The 20222-nt window shown below is 32.4% G+C and carries 17 protein-coding genes; 4 read left to right on the top strand and 13 right to left on the bottom strand.

What is annotated here, in order from left to right:
* Positions 1–25 precede the first annotated feature (25 nt).
* From fdhD to ACAM25_RS05155, 10 genes are all read right to left on the bottom strand, one after another.
* Positions 26–802 (bottom strand): formate dehydrogenase accessory sulfurtransferase FdhD, encoded by a 777-nt coding sequence (gene fdhD, locus ACAM25_RS05200; RefSeq protein ID WP_369611271.1) that lies wholly within the window; start codon positions 800–802, stop codon positions 26–28.
* Complete coding sequence (locus tag ACAM25_RS05195; protein ID WP_369611270.1) at positions 783–1139, bottom strand: DUF1641 domain-containing protein; 357 nt, start codon at positions 1137–1139, stop codon at positions 783–785. The genes fdhD and ACAM25_RS05195 overlap by 20 nt, the downstream gene beginning before the upstream one ends.
* Positions 1103–4033, bottom strand: a complete 2931-nt coding sequence (gene fdhF, locus ACAM25_RS05190) for a formate dehydrogenase subunit alpha (protein ID WP_369611269.1) — start codon at positions 4031–4033, stop codon at positions 1103–1105. Before fdhF ends, ACAM25_RS05195 begins: the two co-directional genes overlap by 37 nt.
* A 379-nt stretch (positions 4034–4412) precedes the next feature.
* Entirely contained in the window at positions 4413–4943 is a 531-nt protein-coding gene (locus ACAM25_RS05185) for a Zn-ribbon domain-containing OB-fold protein (protein WP_369611609.1), read from the bottom strand.
* Entirely contained in the window at positions 4937–6124 is a 1188-nt protein-coding gene (locus tag ACAM25_RS05180; RefSeq protein ID WP_369611268.1) for a thiolase domain-containing protein, read from the bottom strand. The genes ACAM25_RS05185 and ACAM25_RS05180 overlap by 7 nt, the downstream gene beginning before the upstream one ends.
* A gap of 9 nt (positions 6125–6133) precedes the next feature.
* Positions 6134–7744 (bottom strand): long-chain fatty acid--CoA ligase, encoded by a 1611-nt coding sequence (locus ACAM25_RS05175; protein ID WP_369611267.1) that lies wholly within the window; start codon positions 7742–7744, stop codon positions 6134–6136.
* A 51-nt stretch (positions 7745–7795) separates the two neighbouring features.
* Positions 7796–8998: an acyl-CoA dehydrogenase family protein gene (locus tag ACAM25_RS05170; protein WP_369611266.1), complete on the bottom strand. Its 1203-nt coding sequence runs from the start codon at positions 8996–8998 to the stop codon at positions 7796–7798.
* A gap of 44 nt (positions 8999–9042) precedes the next feature.
* Positions 9043–9978 carry an alcohol dehydrogenase catalytic domain-containing protein gene (locus ACAM25_RS05165; protein WP_369611265.1) on the bottom strand — a complete coding sequence of 312 codons (936 nt, stop codon included), beginning with the start codon at positions 9976–9978 and terminating at the stop codon, positions 9043–9045.
* Positions 9979–10012: 34 nt separating this feature from the next.
* The gene (locus tag ACAM25_RS05160) at positions 10013–10414 is read right to left on the bottom strand and encodes an SRPBCC domain-containing protein (RefSeq protein WP_369611264.1); all 402 of its coding nucleotides are present in this window, start codon (positions 10412–10414) and stop codon (positions 10013–10015) included.
* Between the two features lie 41 nt (positions 10415–10455).
* Positions 10456–11043: a TetR/AcrR family transcriptional regulator gene (locus ACAM25_RS05155; protein WP_369611263.1), complete on the bottom strand. Its 588-nt coding sequence runs from the start codon at positions 11041–11043 to the stop codon at positions 10456–10458.
* Between the two features lie 185 nt (positions 11044–11228).
* Here ACAM25_RS05155 and ACAM25_RS05150 point away from each other — a divergent pair, with 185 nt between their 5' ends.
* Positions 11229–12143, top strand: a complete 915-nt coding sequence (locus ACAM25_RS05150; RefSeq protein ID WP_369611262.1) for an alpha/beta hydrolase — start codon at positions 11229–11231, stop codon at positions 12141–12143.
* A 10-nt stretch (positions 12144–12153) separates the two neighbouring features.
* On the opposite strand, the gene ACAM25_RS05145 is transcribed toward ACAM25_RS05150, so the two are convergent.
* On the bottom strand, positions 12154–12912 hold the full coding sequence (locus ACAM25_RS05145) for an SDR family oxidoreductase (protein ID WP_369611261.1): 759 nt from the start codon (positions 12910–12912) through the stop codon (positions 12154–12156).
* Positions 12913–12943: 31 nt separating this feature from the next.
* Complete coding sequence (locus ACAM25_RS05140) at positions 12944–14911, bottom strand: 3-hydroxyacyl-CoA dehydrogenase/enoyl-CoA hydratase family protein (RefSeq protein ID WP_369611608.1); 1968 nt, start codon at positions 14909–14911, stop codon at positions 12944–12946.
* 91 nt (positions 14912–15002) lie between these two features.
* Between ACAM25_RS05140 and ACAM25_RS05135 the strand changes: the two genes are divergently transcribed.
* Both ACAM25_RS05135 and ACAM25_RS05130 read left to right on the top strand, forming a co-directional pair.
* Entirely contained in the window at positions 15003–16400 is a 1398-nt protein-coding gene (locus ACAM25_RS05135; RefSeq protein ID WP_369611260.1) for a 4-hydroxyphenylacetate 3-hydroxylase N-terminal domain-containing protein, read from the top strand.
* A gap of 49 nt (positions 16401–16449) precedes the next feature.
* Positions 16450–17994: a long-chain fatty acid--CoA ligase gene (locus tag ACAM25_RS05130; RefSeq protein WP_369611259.1), complete on the top strand. Its 1545-nt coding sequence runs from the start codon at positions 16450–16452 to the stop codon at positions 17992–17994.
* On the opposite strand, the gene ACAM25_RS05125 is transcribed toward ACAM25_RS05130, so the two are convergent.
* On the bottom strand, positions 17991–18410 hold the full coding sequence (locus ACAM25_RS05125) for a PaaI family thioesterase (protein ID WP_369611258.1): 420 nt from the start codon (positions 18408–18410) through the stop codon (positions 17991–17993). The two genes, ACAM25_RS05130 and ACAM25_RS05125, sit on opposite strands and share 4 nt — an antisense overlap.
* Positions 18411–18692: 282 nt before the next feature.
* Here ACAM25_RS05125 and ACAM25_RS05120 point away from each other — a divergent pair, with 282 nt between their 5' ends.
* Positions 18693–20081, top strand: coding sequence for a selenium-binding family protein (locus tag ACAM25_RS05120; protein ID WP_369611257.1), 1389 nt, complete (start codon positions 18693–18695; stop codon positions 20079–20081).
* Positions 20082–20222: the final 141 nt, after the last annotated feature.

Here is a 20222-nt window from a genome sequence, read left to right as displayed (position 1 = left end):
TATGTAATTTCTTTTTTTACTTAAATTATTTACTGATTAAAACAATCCTCTCTTTATGAGTATAAACATTAAAGCTATTTCCTCTTAAAAATCCAATTAAAGTTACCCCTGCTTCTTCAGCTATTTCAATTGATAAGCTTGTTGGAGCAGATATTCCACAAATAATTGGAATACCAGCCTTTATTCCTTTACTAACTATTTCGTATCCTATCCTTCCACTAACTTGCATGATATATGTACTTGCTGGTATTTTTCTATCTATCAACAATCTACCGACCAACTTATCTACAGCATTATGCCTTCCTACATCTTCATATACATAAGTTAATTCTCCCGAAGAGGTAAATAATGCAGCAGCATGAAGACCTCCAGTGAGATTAAATATTTTCTGGTGCTCCTTTAACTTCTCTGGTAAAGAAAAAATAACATCTTTTCTAATCTTGGTGTTGCACTTCAAAATGTTTAGTGTATATAAAAATGCTCTTCCACAAACTCCACAACTAGAATTAACAATCAGATCTCTTATTTTTACTTCTACTGGTTTTCTCAGTTTTACTTCTACTACATTCTCACTAATAATGGAGATATCACTAACATCATCTATTGAATTTATAACACCTTCAGAATATAAAAAACCTAAAGTAAGTTCAATATCATTCCCTGGTGTTCTCATAATTATAGCAAAAGTTTGGCAGCCTTCATGACACGTTCTGACTTCTAATGGCTCTTCTACAGCTACAAAATCTTCGTCTTCTGTGTTTTCATTTCTTACTCTAAATACTTTAACTTTCTTTATTTGCATTTCCTATCGCCTTTAATATTCTCAACACTAGATAAAGACCTCTTCTCACTTCTTGGTCATTAAGTAATTTTATTATGTCAGCTAAATGAATTTCCCCAGATTTTTCATCTCCATTAAGAATAGCATAAATAATGCTAATATTTTTTATTAAATTTGAGTTTTGTTCTATGAGAAATGCTAGATTTTCCTCACTCTTTTGCAGAATTCCTAGCATAAATGGTAGAATTCCAGTTCTCTGTAATTCTTTAAGTATTTCTATAAAATTAATGATTGCTTCTTGATTCTTTATTATTTCTTCTATTATTCTGTCAATGGTTTGAATTCTTCCCTCTTCCATTTTTTCTCCACCTCTATTCCAAATTGTCTCCTCCTTTCATTTATATGGAACCTCCAATTATCTCTGGGTAATGGAGTCTCATTTCCCTCTGATATTTTTTCAATTGTTACTGGAGTATCTTTGTAAGCTGGTGTGCCCGAATTTTTATCTATTACAGTTCCAGTTAAATTGTTTACAGCTTTCATTGGGTCAGAGGCATAAAGAGGTATAAAGATCTCTTCTCCTTGAACTCTTTCACTAACTAAAGCTCTTCCTATAAGCTCTCCACCAAACTTAGACTTTACTAATATTAAATCTCCGGATTTAATTGAATATTTCTGTGCTAATTCCTTTGAAATTTCTATGAAAGTTTCTGGAACCTTTCTTCTTAGACCTTCTACTCTTCTAGTCATATTACCTACGTGAAAGTGCTCTAATACTCTGCCAGTATTTACAGTTATTTTATGTACTTCATCTTTAAGTTGTGGTGGTTTCCATTCCAATGGATATAGGATAGCTTTACCATCTGGTGTAGCAAATGCATTAACATAAAGTAAAGGAGTATCAGTACCATCTTCATTAACCGGCCATAATAAGCTCTTAAATCCTTCAAGTCTCTCATAAGTAACTCCAGCAAATATTGGACATAATCTTCTAATTTCTTCCATAATTTCAGCTGGTGAAGAGTAGTTCCAATTAGCCCCTAGCGCGTTAGCAATCTTTTGTATTATTATCCAATCTGGTAATGAGTCTCCTAATGGTTCAAATGCTTTATAGATTCTTTGTATTCTTCTTTCAGTGTTTACAAAAGTTCCTTCCTTTTCAAGCGAAGCTGCTGCTGGTAAAACTACATCAGCTAACTTTGCTGTTTCAGTTAAGAACATATCCTGAACTATTAGGAAATCAACTTTTTCTAATGCTTGTCTTGTTAATGGGGTACCACAATCAACCATTACCGTATCCTCTCCTACAATGTACAATGCATGTATATTTCCTTCTAATATCCCTTCAATCATTTGTGGAATTTGTAGACCAGGTTTTCTATTTAATTTAGTTCTCCAAGCTTCTTCAAATTTAACTATTGTAGCTTCGTCAAATTTTTGATAACCAGGAAGATAGTTAGGCAAACAACCGAAATCACTAACTCCTTGAACATTATTATGGCCTCTCATCGGGAATGCGCCACTTCCAGGTTTACCATAATTTCCAGTTAGTAAGAGCAAATCTGAGATTATCGTAGAGGTATCTGCTCCTCCTAAGTGTTGAGTAACACCCATTCCCCAGAGTATTGCAACGCTTTTAGCAGAGTGAATCATTTCGGCTAATTTGATTATTTGCTCTCTTGGTACTCCAGTAACGCTTTCAACATAATCTAATGTGAAGCCTTTTATCGATTCTTTAAATTCCTCATATCCATTTACTCTTTTAGATATAAATTCCTTATTTTCCCATCCTTGATCGATAATATATTTTGCCACTCCAGCTAAAACAGCCGCATCTGTGCCTGGTTTTGGTCTAATAAACAGGTCAGCCCAATCAGCAATTTCATGTTTTCTTACATCTATTACGACTAATTTAGTTCCTCTGATTTTCTTTGATCTTTTAATTTTACTTCCAACAACTGGATGGCTTTCAGTTGTGTTATGACCTACAATAATAATAAGATCAGCATTTTCAATATCTTTAATTGTACCAGAATCAGCACCTATACCTACAGTTCTCCAAAGGCCTATTGTTGCTGGTGATTGACAATACCTTGCAGAGTTATCTATATTATTAGTTCCTATAACGGCTCTAGCTAATTTTTGCAATAAATAGGCTTCTTCATTAGTCATCTTATCTGAGGCAATGAATCCAATGGAATCTGGACCATACTTTTCCTTAATTTCTCTCAATCTTTGCGCTATATAGTTAATTGCTTCTTCCCAAGTAGCTTCTCTAAACTTTCCATTTTCCTTGATTAATGGTTTAGTTAATCTTTCCTGGCTATTTACAAAATCCCAACCAAACTTTCCTTTGACGCATGTTAAGATTCCATTAACTGGTGATTCAGGTTTGGGTTCAACCTTAAGTATTTTTCTTCCCTTTGTCCAAACTTCAAAACTACATCCAACTCCACAGTATATGCATACTGTCTTTGTTTTCTTTATTTGACTTTCCCTAGCTTTAGCTTCTAATTCGCTTATTGTCATTAAAAGACTAAAGTTTTCCTCAGATTTTCCAATGGAATCTATCATCTTCTTTTTCAATTCTGGATTTATCCATGTAAAATAACCAGCTTCTCCAAGCATTGATTTTTCCATAAGTGCATTTACTGGACAAACAGTTACACATGTTCCACAATTAACACATGAAGAGTTACCTATTGGATTACCATTATCCCATACAACTCTTGGCGGATTTAAATCCCAATTAATCCAAATAACTTCATTAACTGCAAAATCCTGGCAAGCTTCAACGCATCTACCACAAAGAATGCACTGCGACGGATCATGCACATAAAAAGGACCAGAATCATCTATTGCATATGGCTTTTCAATATAACTCTGTGATACAATACCAGATTTAATTACTGCCTCATGAAGTACGCAATCACCATTATTGTTTTCACAAATTGTACAATATAATTTATGATACCTAAGAATTCTCTGTAATGCTGTTTTTCTAGCATTCACTGCTTTTTCACTATTAGTTACTATATTCATGTTATCGGATACTTTAGTACTACATGCTCTCACTAATCTTCCGTTAACTTCTACAATGCATGTATCACAACTCTGTATTGGAACTAATCCCTCATTATAACATATGTGAGGTATATAGATTTTTTCTCGTTTTAACAAATCAAGAATAGTAATATTATCATTTAACTCTATTTGCCTTTCATTTAATGTTACTATCACAAGTTTAAACATACTAGGCTAATATATAAATAATAATTAGGAAAAATAGTTAGTTAATAATATTTTTAGAATTAAATGTTCTAGGAAATTCCTTAAAATCTTTGTCCTTATAAATTGTTAAATAATCCTTTATATAGATAATCTGAAATGAAAATCCTTCTATTAAATATAATGATTTTTAATTTTACTAGTCTTTTTGCTTAAAATATACGTTTGTATAACCTTTGTGAGTATTCCACTTGAGCTAACATAATAATCGGCACTATTTTTAGTTTAGGAGAATATTTTACCATAATTATAAAAGCTAGACTATCATAAATCGATCCATGTATATGTGAAAAAAAGTAATGTATTTCGATATTTATTATTTGAAGTAGGAAATAATATAATGTTAAATAGGTTCTAATTCGTACGTTATATATCCTTCTGGCTCTCTTCTTATTACCTTAAGTCTAACCTTCATACCTATTTTTACTTCTTTAGAATTTACCCAGGCAGTTATATTAACTCCATTTGCCATTTTAGCTATTCCAATTATGTAATCTGAATAATGCGAGAAAGATGGTGGTTTTACGTTAATAATAGTATAAGCAACTAATTCTCCTTCGTTAGGCATTTCAACCCATTCTAAATTACTCATTTTGCATTTAGGGCAATCATCTTGAGGTGGGAAGTAAATAGTGTTGCATTTAGGACATTTTGTTGCTAACACTTTACCCTCTTTTAGTCCTTCGAAAAATTTTTGAATTTTTTTAACTGGTATTTGATATCTTAATGTAATTTCTCTAACGTCCACCCATAGCGGATTGCCAGACTTATCAGTAATTATTGGCATACCAGTTGTTTTTACAATCCCATCTAAGGCTATAATTAATTGTGAAATTTGTTGCTGTAATCTTTCCCTTATATCATTAATCATGATGATGGCCTCCTAGTTGAGAATATTGTTACATATGCATAATGTCCAGTACCACCAACATTGTGCGTTAATCCCATTCCATTTTTAATGTCTGCTTGTGTTCCTTTGGGAGCTCTGTCCAGTAATTGTCTAGTTATTGAAACTGCCATACTAATCCCAGTTGCCCCGATTGGATGCCCCTTAGACTTTAGACCTCCATCAACATTCACTGGAACTTTGCCACCTATGTAAGTTTGTTTTTCTCTAGCTAAAAGATATCCTTCGCCTCTTTTTGCAAAACCTAAATCCTCATAAGCCATAATTTCAGCAATTGTAAAACAATCGTGAACTTCTGCAACATCAAAATATTTCCAAGCATTTTCGAATTCAATTTTAGCCCTCTTATAAGCTTCTTTAGCCGCAATTTCAGCAGCATCGATATGTGTGAAATCACTTCTCTTACTTAAGTTTGCTGTACCACTAGCTACTCCTTGTGATACTATCCAGACTGGGGAGTCAGTTAATTCTTTAGCAACCTCTTCACTAGCTAAAACTACAGCAGCAGCACCATCAGTTATTGGCGAAGAATCCAACAACTTAAGGGGATAAGCAACTGGTTTAGATTTTAAATACTCTTCCATTGTTATTTCTTTCTGAAATTGCGCATAGGGATTTCTTGCACCATAATAGTGATTCTTTATTGCAATCTTTCCTAAATCTTCTTCTTTAGCTCCATATTTTGCCATGTAAGCTGAAGCGTAAAGAGCATAATAACCTGGGAAAGTTAAACCAAAATTCTCAAACTCCCAGAAATAGTCTCCAGCTCTACCAATTAATTCAACAACCTGAGGGTTTGGTGATTGATGCATTTGTTCAACTCCAACAGCTAAGGCAATATCAACTTCTCCAGACTTTATTGCTAAGTATGCATCTCTTAATGCTGCACTTCCAGTAGCACATGCGGCTTCAACCCTCATAGTTCCTTTTGGAACTAAGTCAGAATATTCACCAATGACAACTGCTGGTAGCTCCTCAGCGCTCCAACTTCCAACGTTGCCTACGACAAAATATTGAATGTCTTTTTGTTCTAAATTTGCCTCTTCTAATGCTTGCCTAATTGCTTCCCAAGCTAATTCTTGTAAATTAACGTCTGTCCTAACACCAAATTTTGTATGCCCAGTACCTACTATTGCAACATTACGCAAATTTTTCACCTACATATTTTTATCTAATAGCTCTCTTAATACTTTTTTGTCTATTTTATTTGTAGAAGTAAGCGGCATAGACTGAATAAAGATAAACTTATCTGGTATCCACCATTTCTGTATTTTCCCTTGGTTACTCATTTCCAAGAGAAAGTTCCTAAGCTCTTCTTCACTAACTGGTTCTTTAGGTACTATAAATGCTACTGGTCTTTCACCCCATTTTTCATCTTTCTTACCTACAACTGCGACTTGTGAGACTTTAGGATGTAATGATATTACATTTTCTAGGAGTAATGAGGGTATAAATTCTCCTCCGCTTTTTATAGCATCTTTTTCTCTATCTACAATATGTAAATAACCATATTCATCAATGTAACCTAAATCACCGGTATGTAACCAACCACCTCTCCATAAGGCTTTAGTCTTTTCCGGGTCTTTATAATACTCTTGTGTTAGCCAAGGACTTCTAACTACTACTTCACCTATTTCATTGATTTTTTTCTCTTCATTAGAAATAGGATCAACTATCTTTAATTGTACTAAAGGTATTGGAGCTCCAGCTGTAATTTGTTCTAAAAACTTAACGCTATCATCTAATTTCTCAGCTAAGGAATTACAATAACTAACTGTTAGAACTGGACAAGTTTCTGAAAGTCCATAGCCACAAGTTATTGTAATGCCTAATTCTTTCGCTTTTCTTGCTAATCCTTCTGGAAGAGCAGACCCTCCTATTACTACTTTCCATCTCTTAAAAACATGTAAATATTTTTGAGCGTCTGGGTGAGTTATTATAAAATACAAAATTGTTGGTACCATAGCAGAGAAAGTCACGTTTTCTTTTTCCATTAATCTTAGTATAAGACCATAGTCATATTTACCCGGTAATACATATTTTATTCCGGATAACATAAAGACATATGGATATCCCCAAGAATGTACATGGAACATAGGAACTAAAATTAAATATACATCATTACTTGAGAGATTTAAAGGTGGTCTTGCACCTACTAGGCTTACACTCATTGCATGTAGAACTAATTTCCTATGAGTAAACCAAACACCTTTAGGCTCTCCAGTAGTGCCAGAAGTAAAAAATATAGTGGCCCTTGCATTTTCATTTATTTGAGGTATTTCTGAAGGTTCACTATTATCTATTAAATCCCAAAAATCAGCATCTGACATTGAAGATTTAACTTTCTCCTTGGTATCACTATAGGTTATTATTTTAATCCCCACTGGTAAAAGGTTTTTTGCTCTTTCAACTAAAGGGAGAAACTCGTCTCTAACAATAAGAAACTTATCTTCAGCTTGTAATATAGTCTTTAATATTAATTCTGGGGGATATCTGATATTTACAGTATGTAAAATTGAGCCTAACATTGGAATAGCGTAATATGAATGTAAATATACATCTGTATCCCAATCTATAACTCCTATCGTATCACCTTCTTTGACACCCAGTTTCTTTAATCCAGTCATTAATCTCTTCACAGAATCTGAAAAAGATAAGAAAGTATATCTTCTCAAATCTCTATATACAATTTCTCTATCTGGAAAACTTCTCACTCCACTATCGAGAATTTTATCTATTGTTAATTGATATTCGTAATATTCACTCATATTATGAAAATCGAATAAAGAATTAATAAATCTTTTTACTTAATGTTAAAATTATAATTTGATACCTAAAAGTCTCCTAGCAGTCTCCCTAATTATTGTCAGTTTTTGTACATCGTTGGTCCCTTCGTAGATTTTCATAACTTCTACGTCTCTTAATAATCTCTCTACTCCTGTTGATGTGGCTACACCGTATCCTCCATGAACAGTAATTGCTCTTATTGCCACTTTTTCAGCTATTTCAGTTGCATAATATTTAGCCATTGAAGCAGCTACTATAGCCTCGTTTTCTAAACCCTTATCGAATAAAGTTGCAGCCCAATATGTTAAAAGTCTGGCAGTATTTACTTCAGTGAGTGATTCTGCTATTTTTTCTTGAACTAATTCAAACATAATTATTGGCATTTTAAATGCTACTCTTTGAGTTGAATAAGCTACCATTTTCTCTAAAGCCGCTTGTGCTACACCTAATGCTTGAGCTGCAACTCCGACTCTAGTTCTATCAAATGTTGCCATAGCATATTTAAAACCTAAACCTTCTTCTCCTATTAAGTTCTCTTCTGGAATTTCTACGTCTTCAAACACTAATTCTGCTGTGTTTGAAGCCTTTAATCCTAATGTATCTATTCTGCTAACTACTTTAACTCCCTTCCATTCTCTTTCAACTACAAACATTGAAATTCCCTTCCATCTTGCTTCCGGATGTGGTGGAGAAGTTCTAGCTGTTACTACATAATAATCTGCTATACCACCATTAGTTATGAAAATTTTCCTTCCATTTAGTATATATTTTCCGTTAGCTTTCTTTGCAGTACTTTCTATCCCAGCAACATCGGATCCTGCTACGGGTTCAGTATTGGCTAATGCAGCAATTTTTTCTCCTTTAGCAACAGAAGGAACGTATTTTTTCTTCAAATATTCAGATCCAAAAAGCAAGATTGGTGTTGTAAATAGAGCACCAGCAGAAACTCTAGTAGCGAATGATGGCCAAACTCTAGATATCTCTTCTTGTGCTAAAGCTGACATTAACATATCTCCTCCTTGTCCACCATATTCTTCTGGAACAGTAATTCCGTATAGGCCTAGTTCTTTAGCTTTTTCTAAAATTTCTTTAGGCACTTCCTTTTCTCTTTCTCCTTTTTCAACAAAAGGAGCAACATCTCTTTCCATAAATTCTCTTATAGCTTTTCTAAATAATTCATGTTTTTCCGATATCTCAATAGAGAATAGTTCTACTGAATTAAATGGCAAAACCATAATTTATGTGTGATACATGTAAATAAAAACTTTCTTTCTTTAGATTATCTAATTTTAAGCACGGCTCTTCCAAAAACTTTTCTATTCTGTAAATCTTTGTACGCTCTATTTATGTCAGAAAGATCATATGTCTGATAAATTGGTTTTATTTTCTTCTCATGAATTAATCTTATTGCTTCTTCGTACTCTTTCTTAGTATAAGATGCTGAACCTATAATCTTATGTTGTCTCATTATCGATAAAGCTGGTCTAAGTAAGGTTATCGGTTCTCCTTCCACATTTCCAATAAGTATTAAAGTACCTTCTTTATTAAGAGCTCTTAAAGAGTCATTTATGGTTTTTGATCCTACTAATTCAAATATAATATCAAATTTAAGACTTTTAATATCAGTGACAACATTCTCTGTGAATTCTTTAAGTTTTTCTCCTTTAGAAGTTAATGCATATACGTTATTAATACCTAGATACTTTAAATACTGAACTAAATGGACACCAACCCCTCCTCCTGCACCAGTAACTAAAACTTTACTATCCTTATTTATGTTTACTAATTTTGTTGCATGAATAGAAGTAGCTAAAGGATCTAAAGCAGCAGCATATTTTTCAAAATCCTCATCTGGTAATGATATTAGGTTGTTTTCTGGCACTATTACTTCTTCCGCATATCCGCCAGTAAAATCTTGGTTTTCTCCGATGATAATACTATTGTCGCATAAATTTTCTTTACCTTTTTTACAATATTCACACTTTCCACAATTTATATTAGGATAGACAGCAACTGGCTTATCTTTATAATAACCTACAATTTCATGGCCCAGAATAATCGGTGTCTTAAGATTCCTAAATCCCCCTTTCCAAATTACTATATCCCTTCCACAAATTCCAGTAGCCGCTACATTTACTTTAACGCCTACTCCTTTTGGCTTGGTCTCTTCTATTTTAAAATCTTGATTAAAATTATAAAGAATTGCAGCTTTCATAATTTACTTTATTTCTACTGCATTTAAAATATTTTTATGTCAGCTTAGCTTTAATGCATTCATTTGTAGTCGTTATCATATTTTGGATTGTAGTATCTAATAATGAACCTATCATTGTTACAGCAAATCCTTCATACTTGTATTGTGAAGACCACGATATTTCATTACCCTGAACTTTGTATGTAGTTGTAATAGTTATTGTAACACCGGGGCCACTGATCTTTAATCCGTATATGTAACTTTGTCCTTCTTTTTGAAAAGTAGATAATTCACCATCTACTGTTACATTAAATCCGTCCACTTGAGCATCTAATTTGAATTTCCTATCTTTTATATCTTTTACACTAGGTATACAACTTATAAAATTCTGATAGTTCCCTAATATTTCTTCAATAGACTTATTTGCGTAAATTTTTCCTTCGACATTAGAAGACATAATTACAGTTTATGAATCATAAAATAAAAAATTTTGTTTCATTAATTTTGAGGTATAAGTAATTTCTCAATGATTTTATTAACCTCAGTTAAAAGCTCTTGCGAAATATCGTTATTACTCCATAAAATATATCTTTTACCTAATATTTCCCCAATTCCAATTAAGACATAAGATAATAATTCTGGATTTATAGTGATTATTTCTCCTTTTTTCATTGCCTCTCTCAATCCAATAGAGTATCTTTCCGCTAATTTATTGTAATGCCATATCAACATTTGAGGTCTGTGTACGTGTGCTTCTATAAATATCTTGTAATATCTTTTATTCTCTTTTATCCATCTTAAAAATTCTCTCATACCTACCTTCTCCTTTTCTATTCTATCTTCAATTCCTTCTGTGTGAGTTTTAAGATAATATCTCATCTCCCTATTTGCCTTAACTATTAATTGGTCTAGTAACTCATACTTATCCTTAAAGTAATAATAAAATAGTCCATAAGCTACATTAGCTCTTTTAGTTATATCTGAGACAGAAGTGTTCATAAATCCTTTCTCTTCTATCACTTCTATCGATGCGTTCAAGATTTTTTCTAGTGTTCTATTCCCTTTTCTTGTTTTAGGCGTAATCATAATCTTTTTATATGAGTTTTATTAATAAAAGTTTTAATTTGAGTTCAATAGATTTATAATAAAAATTATTAAATCTAAAATTTGATACTAGTATCGACTTTGTAAAAAGTTCATTTTTATTATATAAACGGCATGAACCAATTATGATGAAAAAATAAAAAGTAATAAGGCTAATTAAATACAAGATGTTAGATCCAAAGATTAAAAAACTTTTAGAGACTCAATTGCAGATACCAATAGGAAAGGCATCAATAGATGAAATAAGAAAAACGTTCAGGCAAATGGCTTCTTTAGCACCAAAAGAAGAAGTAGGAAGAATTGAGGACATAAAAATACCAGGAAGTGAAACAGAAATCCCAGCAAGAGTGTATTACCCTAAATTTGAAGGACCATTTGGTATATTAGTTTATTATCATGGTGGAGGATTTGTTTTAGGTGATATTGAAAGTTATGATCCCCTGTGTAGGGCTATAACTAATGCTTGTAATTGTTTAGTTATATCAGTTGATTATAGACTTGCACCAGAAAACAAATTTCCAGCTGCAGTAGTTGATTCATTTGATGCACTAAAATGGATTTATATTAACGCAGAAAAATTTAACGGTAAATATGGAGTAGCTATAGGTGGAGATAGTGCTGGTGGTAATCTTACAGCTGTAATGGCTATTTTGGCTAAGAAGGAAAATATTAGATTAAGGTATCAAGTTCTAATTTATCCTGCAGTAAGCTTTGATTTAGTTACAAAATCAATTTATGAATACGGAGAAGGATATTTCTTGGATAGAGCTCACATAGAATGGTTTGGTCAACAATATTTACGTTCAATTGCAGACGTTTTAGATTTGAGATTTTCTCCTATTTTAGCTGACCTTTCTGGGCTACCTCCAGCGTTAATAATTACAGCTGAACACGATCCATTAAGAGATCAAGGAGAGGCATATGCAAATAAATTACTTCAATCCGGCGTTGAAGTCACCAGTGTAAGGTTTAACAATGTAATTCATGGTTTCTTATCGTTTTTCCCAGTAATTGGACAAGGTAAAGATGCAATAGGACTGATTGGATTCTCCTTGAGAAAAATATTTTACGATAGATATTAGGTAAATAAAGTTATTTTAATCCACCTTTTAGGCTTTCACCAGAGTCTATTACGAACACCTGACCAGTAAGAGATTCTATTTTTAGTATTGCAGCCACAAATTCTGCTATTTCTTCTGGTTCAAGGAGTTTTCCCATAATAGTAACTCTTTCAGCAAATTCTTTTTCACTAATTCCTAGCAACTTATACATACTTTCACCCATTTTAGTCTTTACAAAACCTGGAGCAATTGCATTAACTCTTATTTTTGGTGCAAGTTCTAATGCTAAGTATTTAGTTAATGTAATTACTGCCCCTTTCATTGCTCCGTAGATGGATAATCCATAAGCTGGTACTATTCCTGCTACTGATGCTACATTTAATATTTCACCGCCTTCTCTTATTTCTTTAGCGAATATTTGTGAACAATATAGAGTAGAAAGGAAATCAGTAGTTATATGCTTTTCAATAAGTTTATCGTCAGCATTAAGAAATGGTGAAAACAAACCTATCCCAGCATTATTTACTAAAATATCTACAGCCTTATAATTCTTAAGTGTATCCTTTAACAATTTTTCACAACCTTCCCTTGTTGAAACGTCAGCTAAAACTCCGATTGCCTCTCCTCCATTTTCTTTAATTATCTTTATAGTTTCGTTCATTTCTTCAACTCTCTTCTTAGCGTTAACTACAACTAATGACCCTTCTGACGATAATCTTACAGCAATTGCTCTTCCTATTCCCCTTCCACTACCAGTTACAACTGCTACTTTATTTTTTAATGAATACATAAGTTAGAGTATAAAAAGATAAAAAATAACTTTACTCTCCTTTAAATTCGGGTTTTCTCTTTTCTAAGAACGCTCTTACTCCTTCTTGTACATCTTTAGTAGTAAATAACAATCCGAAGAGACTTGATTCTAGGTATTCTCCAGTAAATATATTAGATTCGTAACCTAGTTCTATAGCTAGTTTAGCAGCAAGTAATGAGAGTGGTGATTTTTCAGCAATTTTTAAAGCAATCCTCCTTACCTCATCCTCAAACTTATTATCTGGAACTACCATGTCAACTAATCCTATATTATAAGCTTCTTTTGCTGGTATCATATCTCCAGTATAGATAAGTAATTTGGCCTTACCTTTACCAATAATTCTAGGTAATCTCTGAGTTCCCCCAGCACCCGGTATTATTCCTAGATTTATTTCTGGTTGTCCAAGCTGAGCACTTTCAGATGCAATTCTAATATCGCATGCCATAGCTATCTCTAATCCTCCACCTAATGCATAACCATTTATTGCAGCAATAACTGGTTTAGTGTAAAACTGTAACTTGTTTGTTAACTCACGAATGCTTCTGAACCTAATAATATCTATTGGTTTTAATGTTAAAAATGAAGTAATATCAGCTCCTGCTGAGAAAGCTCTTCCATTTCCAGTCAATATTACTACTCTTATCTTGTTATCATTTTCCAATTCAGCTAGGGTTTTACTTAATTCTTCTACAAGATCCATGTTAAGTGCGTTTAACCTTTCTGGTCTATTTAAAATGATCCATGCTAACGGTGGTTCAATACGCACTATAAGTGTATTTAGTGTTTTTGTCTCTACTTTCCCGTACTGATAAAATCCTATTCCAGTTTTTAACCCTAATTTTCCTTCGTTTGCCATTTGTAGTAATAACTCGTCTGGTTTTTCTACAGCCAAAAAGTCAATTGCTTTTATAATGTTATCTATTCCTATCTCATCCGCATACTGAAGTATTCCTTTAGGGAAACCTAATCCTAATCTAACAGCTAAGTCTAAATCTTCTCTGCTAACTATTCTTTCTTTTAATAGTCTAGTTGCTTCATTTACTCCTAATGCTATGAGTAAAGCCGGATCGAGTTTATCAGCTAATTCTTTAGGTATATTAGGTTTATTATATTTTCCTGGTACTGGGTAAGTGTAAAACCCTTTCCCTGTCTTTACTCCTAATTCATTCTTCTTTACTTTTTCTTCAAATAACGTGACACAAGGAGACTTAATGCCATATTCTTCTAATGATTTTGAGACGTGGTAATTAACATCAATTCCAGTGTAATCGATTAATTCAAAAACTCCCATAGGAAATCCTAATTTGTATCTAGCTATTGAATCAATAGTTAAATAATCAGCCAAATTTCTCTGAATAAGAATACAGGAGGCAGATATTATCTCTCCGAGAATTCTATTAACTACGTAACCTGGTATATCCTTGTTTATCATTATAGGTGTTTTGCCAAGTTTTTTAGCTAAATCATAAGTTAATTTAGCCGTTTCATCACTTGTCTTTTCTCCTTTCATAACTTCGACTAACTGCATTAATACTGGAGGGTTAAAGAAATGCATACCAACTACTTTATCTGCTCTTTTAGTTGCTTCAGCTATTTTAGTTATTGATAAGCTACTGGTGTTAGTTGCTAATATAGCATGTGGAGGTAATAACTCATCTAATTTAGAAAAAATTTGCCTTTTTAAATCAATTCTTTCTACTATTGCTTCAATTGCAAAATCAGCATCACTTACAATAGTATTTAATCCAACTATTGTTTTTATCCTTGATAAAATTGTATTTATATCTTCTTTTAATTGCCCTTTCTCTTGTAGTTTTTCTAAACTCCATCTAATTTTGTTTAAAGCATTATCAAGTATATCTTGACTTATATCGCTCAAATATACTTGATAACCAGACATAGAAAATAATTCTGCTATTCCATGTCCCATAGTTCCGGCTCCAATTACTAATACCTTTTTGATGTCTTCTAATCTCATTAAGTAAAGAGAGTAAACTGGGGCTAAAAAATATACTGTTTGCACAAATTTTGTAAAAGGCTTATATAACGCTTTATGGGAAAAAAATAATATGAGAAGTAAAGAAGATTATCTAAAATCACTAAATGATGGAAGAAAAATAATGTACCGAGGAAAATACGTTACAGACATTTTACAACATCCAGTATTAAGAATAGCTGCTTTACATGCATCAAAAATTTATGATTTTCCTAATAGATTATATGATGATCCTAAATATGGTAAAATAAGTAAATATTTTAAAATCCCAAGAAATTCCCAAGATTTAATAGATAGGCATAAATTAATTTATGATTCAACAATTTTCTGTAACGGTATTTTTAATATATCGCAAGCTATAGGAAGTGATGCTCTTTTTGCGTTAATGATAACTGCTAAAAAAGTTGATAAAAAATATGGAACTGATTACTATAATAGAGTAATGAAATTTTATGAATATATAATTAAAAACGATTTAACACTGGCAACTGCTCAAACAGATGTTAAAGGTGATAGATCTAAAAGACCCTCTAAGCAAGATGATCCAGATATGTATGTTAGAGTTGTAGATGTTAGAAATGATGGAATAATAGTAAGAGGAGCAAAAGCACACACTACTCAATCAGCTGTTTCTGATGAAATAATTGTAATTCCTACTAGAGCTATGGGAGAAGAAGATAAAGAATATTCTATAGCATTTGCAATTCCAGCTAATACTCCAGGGTTAAAAATGATAGTAAGACCTATAGATGAGGTAGAGGGTAATACATCCTCAATATTAAATTCAAAAGATTATGAACTAGAAACTTTAACGATTTTCGATAACGTCTTTGTTCCATGGGATAGGGTATTTCTTTTTAAAGAATATGAGTTTTCTGGGACTGTAGCTAGGTTATTCGCAACTTATCATAGATTTACTGCAATATCATATAGAGCTGCAATGGCTAATCTTTATTTAGGCTCGGCAATTCTAGCAGCAGAAGCTAACGGTATCTTAAATGAGAAACATGTTAGAGATGATATAATAGACATTGTTATGTATAAAGAAATATTAAGGATGTCAGCTATCTCATCATCTATATACCCGGAAAATGATGAAGAAATTGCTATTCCTAATTTTGTTTTCACTAATATTGGAAAATTATATACTAATACTCATTTCCATGAAATTGTAAAAGATTTGATAGATATAGCGGGAGGAATCATTGCTACTTTACCATCAGAAGAAGATTTAAGAAGTGAGGAAAGCGAAGTTATAACTAAGTATTTAAGAGGTGCGATTGATGGAAAAGAAAGGATCAATATTTTGAAACTTGTAAAGGAAATAGCTGGTAGTAGTTCAATGGTAGGATATCTACTAACTACTATGATACATGCTGAAGGATCAATAGAGGCTAGCAAAATCGAGTTATTTAGGACCTATGATTTTAATGAGAGCAAGGAAATTGTGAAAAAGATACTTTCAAGTTAGTTTCTTTTTATACGCAATACTTAAATTTTAAGATAAATTATTAAATATTGTGAATGATTTTCCATTAACAATGCAACATATTTTTTGGCGAATTGAAAAACTATATAGTGATAGTGAGATAGTATCACGATCTGAAGAGGGAATTGAAAGGAAGACTTATTCCGAATTTGCTACAAGAGTAAGAAAGTTTTCTTCTTTTCTACAATCTCTTAAATTAAGCAAAGGAGATAGAGTTGCATCAATTGAATGGAATACTAGAAGACATCTTGAGCTATATTTTGCTACGATTAACATGGGATATGTTTTGCATACGATAAATGTTAGGTTTCATCCTAATGAAATTGAATATGTTATTAATCACGCGAATGACAGATATGCCTTTATATCACCAGAATTTGAAAGTTTAACAAAAAATTTGAAAACGTCACTAAATGGAATATTTTTGCTAGATAATAACTTTGATAAAGTAATAGATATGCAGAAGCCAATTAACGAGTTCCCTCAAATTGATGAAAGAGATGAAGCTATAATGTGTTATACATCTGGGACTACTGGAAGATCTAAAGGAGTTGTATATACTCATAGGACAATTTATTTGCACTCTTTAACTTTACTTGCTAAGGACGCTATAGGGATCTCAAGGAAAGATAGTGTATTAGTTGTTGTACCTATGTTTCATATAAATGGTTGGGATTTACCATTTTCAGCTTTAATGACTGGATCTAAATTGGTATTACCGGGACCAAGGCCAAAGCCTAAGGATCTAGCTGAGTTAATTGAAAAAGAAAAAGTAACTATTGCTGCTGGTGCTCCTACTGTGTGGATCGACTTTCTTAATTTTATAGAGAAAGAAAACTATGATATCTCGTCTTTAAAGATAGTTGTTACTGGAGGAGCAGAGCCACCAAAAATTATTGCTGAGAAGTTTAATAAAATGGGAGTTCATCTATATCATGCATGGGGTATGACAGAAACAGAAGCAATAACTACTGTAAATCAAAATCAAGAAATGATAAGTAGTCAAGGAATTCCATTACCTGGGATTGAGATTAAATTAATGGGCTTAGATAGAGAAGAAGAACTTCCATGGGATAGCAAAAGTATAGGTGAATTATGGGTTAGTGGAGCTTGGATAGCTAAAGAGTATTACAAAGAGATTGAAAAAACAAGAGAGACATTTAAACTGATAAATAGTAGGACATGGATGAGAACTGGGGATATAGTAACAATAAACAATAAAGGATATATAAAAATTGTTGATAGAGCAAAAGATCTGATAAAAAGTGGTGGCGAATGGATTTCAAGTATTGATTTAGAAAACGCAATTACGGGGTATTATAAAGTATTTGAGGCTGCAGTAGTCGGAGTTAAAGATGAGAAATGGGGCGAGAGACCAATAGCTTTAGTAAAGCCTAAGAAAGAATATGAGGGTAATATCACAGAAAATGAAATAAAACAATATCTCTTATCACTGAATAAATTTCCTAGATGGTGGATTCCAGATAAAATAATTTTCGTTGACGAAATACCTAAAACAAGTACTGGGAAATTAGATAAGAAAGTGATAAGAGAAATGCTTAAAAATATTATTTAACTATTTTCATCCTTCTTAACAATTCTATCTCTTATTATATACCATGTACCTAAACCAATAGCCCCTATTTTACCTTCATTATCTTTAAATTCTATCTGAACAACTACTGCAGTTCTTCCTTTCCTTATAACTTTTCCTTCAATAGTAAATGGTCCTTTGTACATTGGTTCTAGAAAATTAATCTTTAGTTCTTGTGTTACTTGATCTATTCCATCATTTACTGAAAGGCATGCTAACCCACCAGCAAAGTCCATTGCAGTCATTATTATTCCACCATTTAATACGTTACCTCTTCGACAAAACTCTTCCTTATAAGGTATTTGAATTTTAGAATAGCCTGGTTTAATTTCTAATATTTTTACTTCTAAATATTTAAATACTCTATCAGCATTTTCAAGCACTTTTTGTAAATCCATAGAAATCTATTGTTTAATGAAAGAAAAAAATCTTACGTGTTTGCCATGTTTAAATCTAGATACTTTTAAAAAGAAAGGATTGAATATATATTATATAGAGCTGTATATGCATATTAAAACAGAAAGGAAAAGATATTTGAAAACGATCACAGTTTAAATTAAGGTTCAGAAATCAAACTAGATTATACCTAAAATAACATAATCTAAGTTAATAACAAAAAATAATTGATATAATTGCACTTACAATAAACCTTAATAAATTATTTAACTAGAATTTAGTTAATGGCTTTAGCTCCGTTTAAAAGGGATCCAACATTTTATCCCTCACCAAAAATGGCTATGAAGTCTCCGCCAGAAGATCTAGCGTATGTAGCATGTTTGTATACTGGAACTAGAATAGAAAGGCCAGATTTTGTAGCAGTTGTTGATGTAAACCCTAAATCAGAAACTTATTCGAAAGTGGTCCATAAAGTAGAATTACCTTATATAAAAGATGAGTTACATCATTTTGGCTGGAATGCATGCAGTTCTGCTTTATGTCCAAACGGTAGACCAAATATGGAAAGACGATATTTAATAGTTCCAGGTTTAAGATCATCTAGAATTTATATTATTGATACTAAACCTAATCCAAGAGAACCAAAGATAGAAAAAATCATTGAACCTGATGAGATAACTAAGACTTCTGGCTACAGTAGACTTCATACAGTCCATTGTGGTCCAGATGGAATATATATTAGTGCCTTAGGGAATGAGATGGGAGAAGGACCTGGAGGAATATTAATGCTTGATCACTATAGTTTTGAACCTCTAGGTAAATGGGAAATTGATAGAGGAGATCAATATTTAGCATATGATTTTTGGTGGAATTTACCTAATGAGGTGATGGTTACAAGCGAATGGGCTGTACCAAATACGATCGAAGATGGGTTAAAACTTGAACATTTAAAGGACAGATATGGGAATAGAATTCATTTCTGGGACTTAAGAAAAAGGAAAAGAATTTCAAGTGTGGTTTTAGGTGAAGAGAATAGAATGGCACTAGAGCTAAGGCCTTTACATGATCCTACAAAATTGATGGGATTCGTGAATATGGTGGTCAGCTTAAGAGACTTAAGTAGTTCTATATGGCTATGGTTTTATGAAGACGGAAAATGGAATGCAGAAAAAGTTATTGAAATTCCAGCTGAACCCACTGAGGGTGAGCTACCAGAAATATTAAAACCATTTAAAGCAGTGCCGCCATTAGTAACTGATATTGATCTTAGTTTAGATGACAAGTACTTATATGTTAGTTTATGGGGTATTGGTGAAGTTAGACAATATGATGTTAGCAATCCATTTAAACCAGTTTTAACTGGAAAGGCTAAATTAGGAGGAATATTACATAGGGCTGATCATCCTTCTGGACATAAACTTAGTGGAGCTCCGCAAATGATAGAAATAAGTAGAGATGGAAAGAGAGTTTATGTTACAAACTCACTATATAGCACTTGGGATAATCAGTTTTACCCAGAAGGAATTAAGGGATGGTTAGTTAAACTAAATGTCGACCAAGAAGGAGGAATTGAAATTGATAAAGAGTTTTTTGTTGAGTTTGGCAATGCTAGAGCTCATCAGGTGAGATTAAATGGTGGAGATGCTTCCTCTGATTCTTACTGCTATCCTTAGTCTAGGAGTAATTGAAGGTGTGAATCCTCATAAAGGTTTACTTTTTTCATATTACTTTTTTTCTTTCAAAAAAGTTAAAGAATCGTACCTATTACCTTTTTTTATCACATTTTTTTATTATCTTATTGGAATCCTTATAAT

Source organism: Sulfurisphaera javensis (genome assembly GCF_041154675.1).
Lineage (GTDB): Archaea > Thermoproteota > Thermoprotei_A > Sulfolobales > Sulfolobaceae > Sulfurisphaera > Sulfurisphaera javensis.
This window is presented reverse-complemented; position numbering and strand designations above follow the sequence as displayed.

Bases quoted from the DNA above. Each gene is read 5' to 3' on its own strand.
- ACAM25_RS05135 (WP_369611260.1), top strand. From the start codon at position 15,003: ATGAGAAGTAAAGAAGATTATCTAAAATCACTAAATGATGGAAGAAAA.
- ACAM25_RS05120 (WP_369611257.1), top strand. From the start codon at position 18,693: ATGGCTTTAGCTCCGTTTAAAAGGGATCCAACATTTTATCCCTCACCA.
- fdhD (WP_369611271.1), bottom strand. From the start codon at position 802: ATGCAAATAAAGAAAGTTAAAGTATTTAGAGTAAGAAATGAAAACACA.
- ACAM25_RS05160 (WP_369611264.1), bottom strand. From the start codon at position 10,414: ATGTCTTCTAATGTCGAAGGAAAAATTTACGCAAATAAGTCTATTGAA.
- ACAM25_RS05170 (WP_369611266.1), bottom strand. From the start codon at position 8,998: ATGGTTTTGCCATTTAATTCAGTAGAACTATTCTCTATTGAGATATCG.
- ACAM25_RS05155 (WP_369611263.1), bottom strand. From the start codon at position 11,043: ATGATTACGCCTAAAACAAGAAAAGGGAATAGAACACTAGAAAAAATC.
- ACAM25_RS05175 (WP_369611267.1), bottom strand. From the start codon at position 7,744: ATGAGTGAATATTACGAATATCAATTAACAATAGATAAAATTCTCGAT.
- ACAM25_RS05195 (WP_369611270.1), bottom strand. From the start codon at position 1,139: ATGGAAGAGGGAAGAATTCAAACCATTGACAGAATAATAGAAGAAATA.
- ACAM25_RS05150 (WP_369611262.1), top strand. From the start codon at position 11,229: ATGTTAGATCCAAAGATTAAAAAACTTTTAGAGACTCAATTGCAGATA.
- ACAM25_RS05165 (WP_369611265.1), bottom strand. From the start codon at position 9,978: ATGAAAGCTGCAATTCTTTATAATTTTAATCAAGATTTTAAAATAGAA.
- ACAM25_RS05140 (WP_369611608.1), bottom strand. From the start codon at position 14,911: ATGAGATTAGAAGACATCAAAAAGGTATTAGTAATTGGAGCCGGAACT.
- ACAM25_RS05145 (WP_369611261.1), bottom strand. From the start codon at position 12,912: ATGTATTCATTAAAAAATAAAGTAGCAGTTGTAACTGGTAGTGGAAGG.
- fdhF (WP_369611269.1), bottom strand. From the start codon at position 4,033: ATGTTTAAACTTGTGATAGTAACATTAAATGAAAGGCAAATAGAGTTA.
- ACAM25_RS05125 (WP_369611258.1), bottom strand. From the start codon at position 18,410: ATGGATTTACAAAAAGTGCTTGAAAATGCTGATAGAGTATTTAAATAT.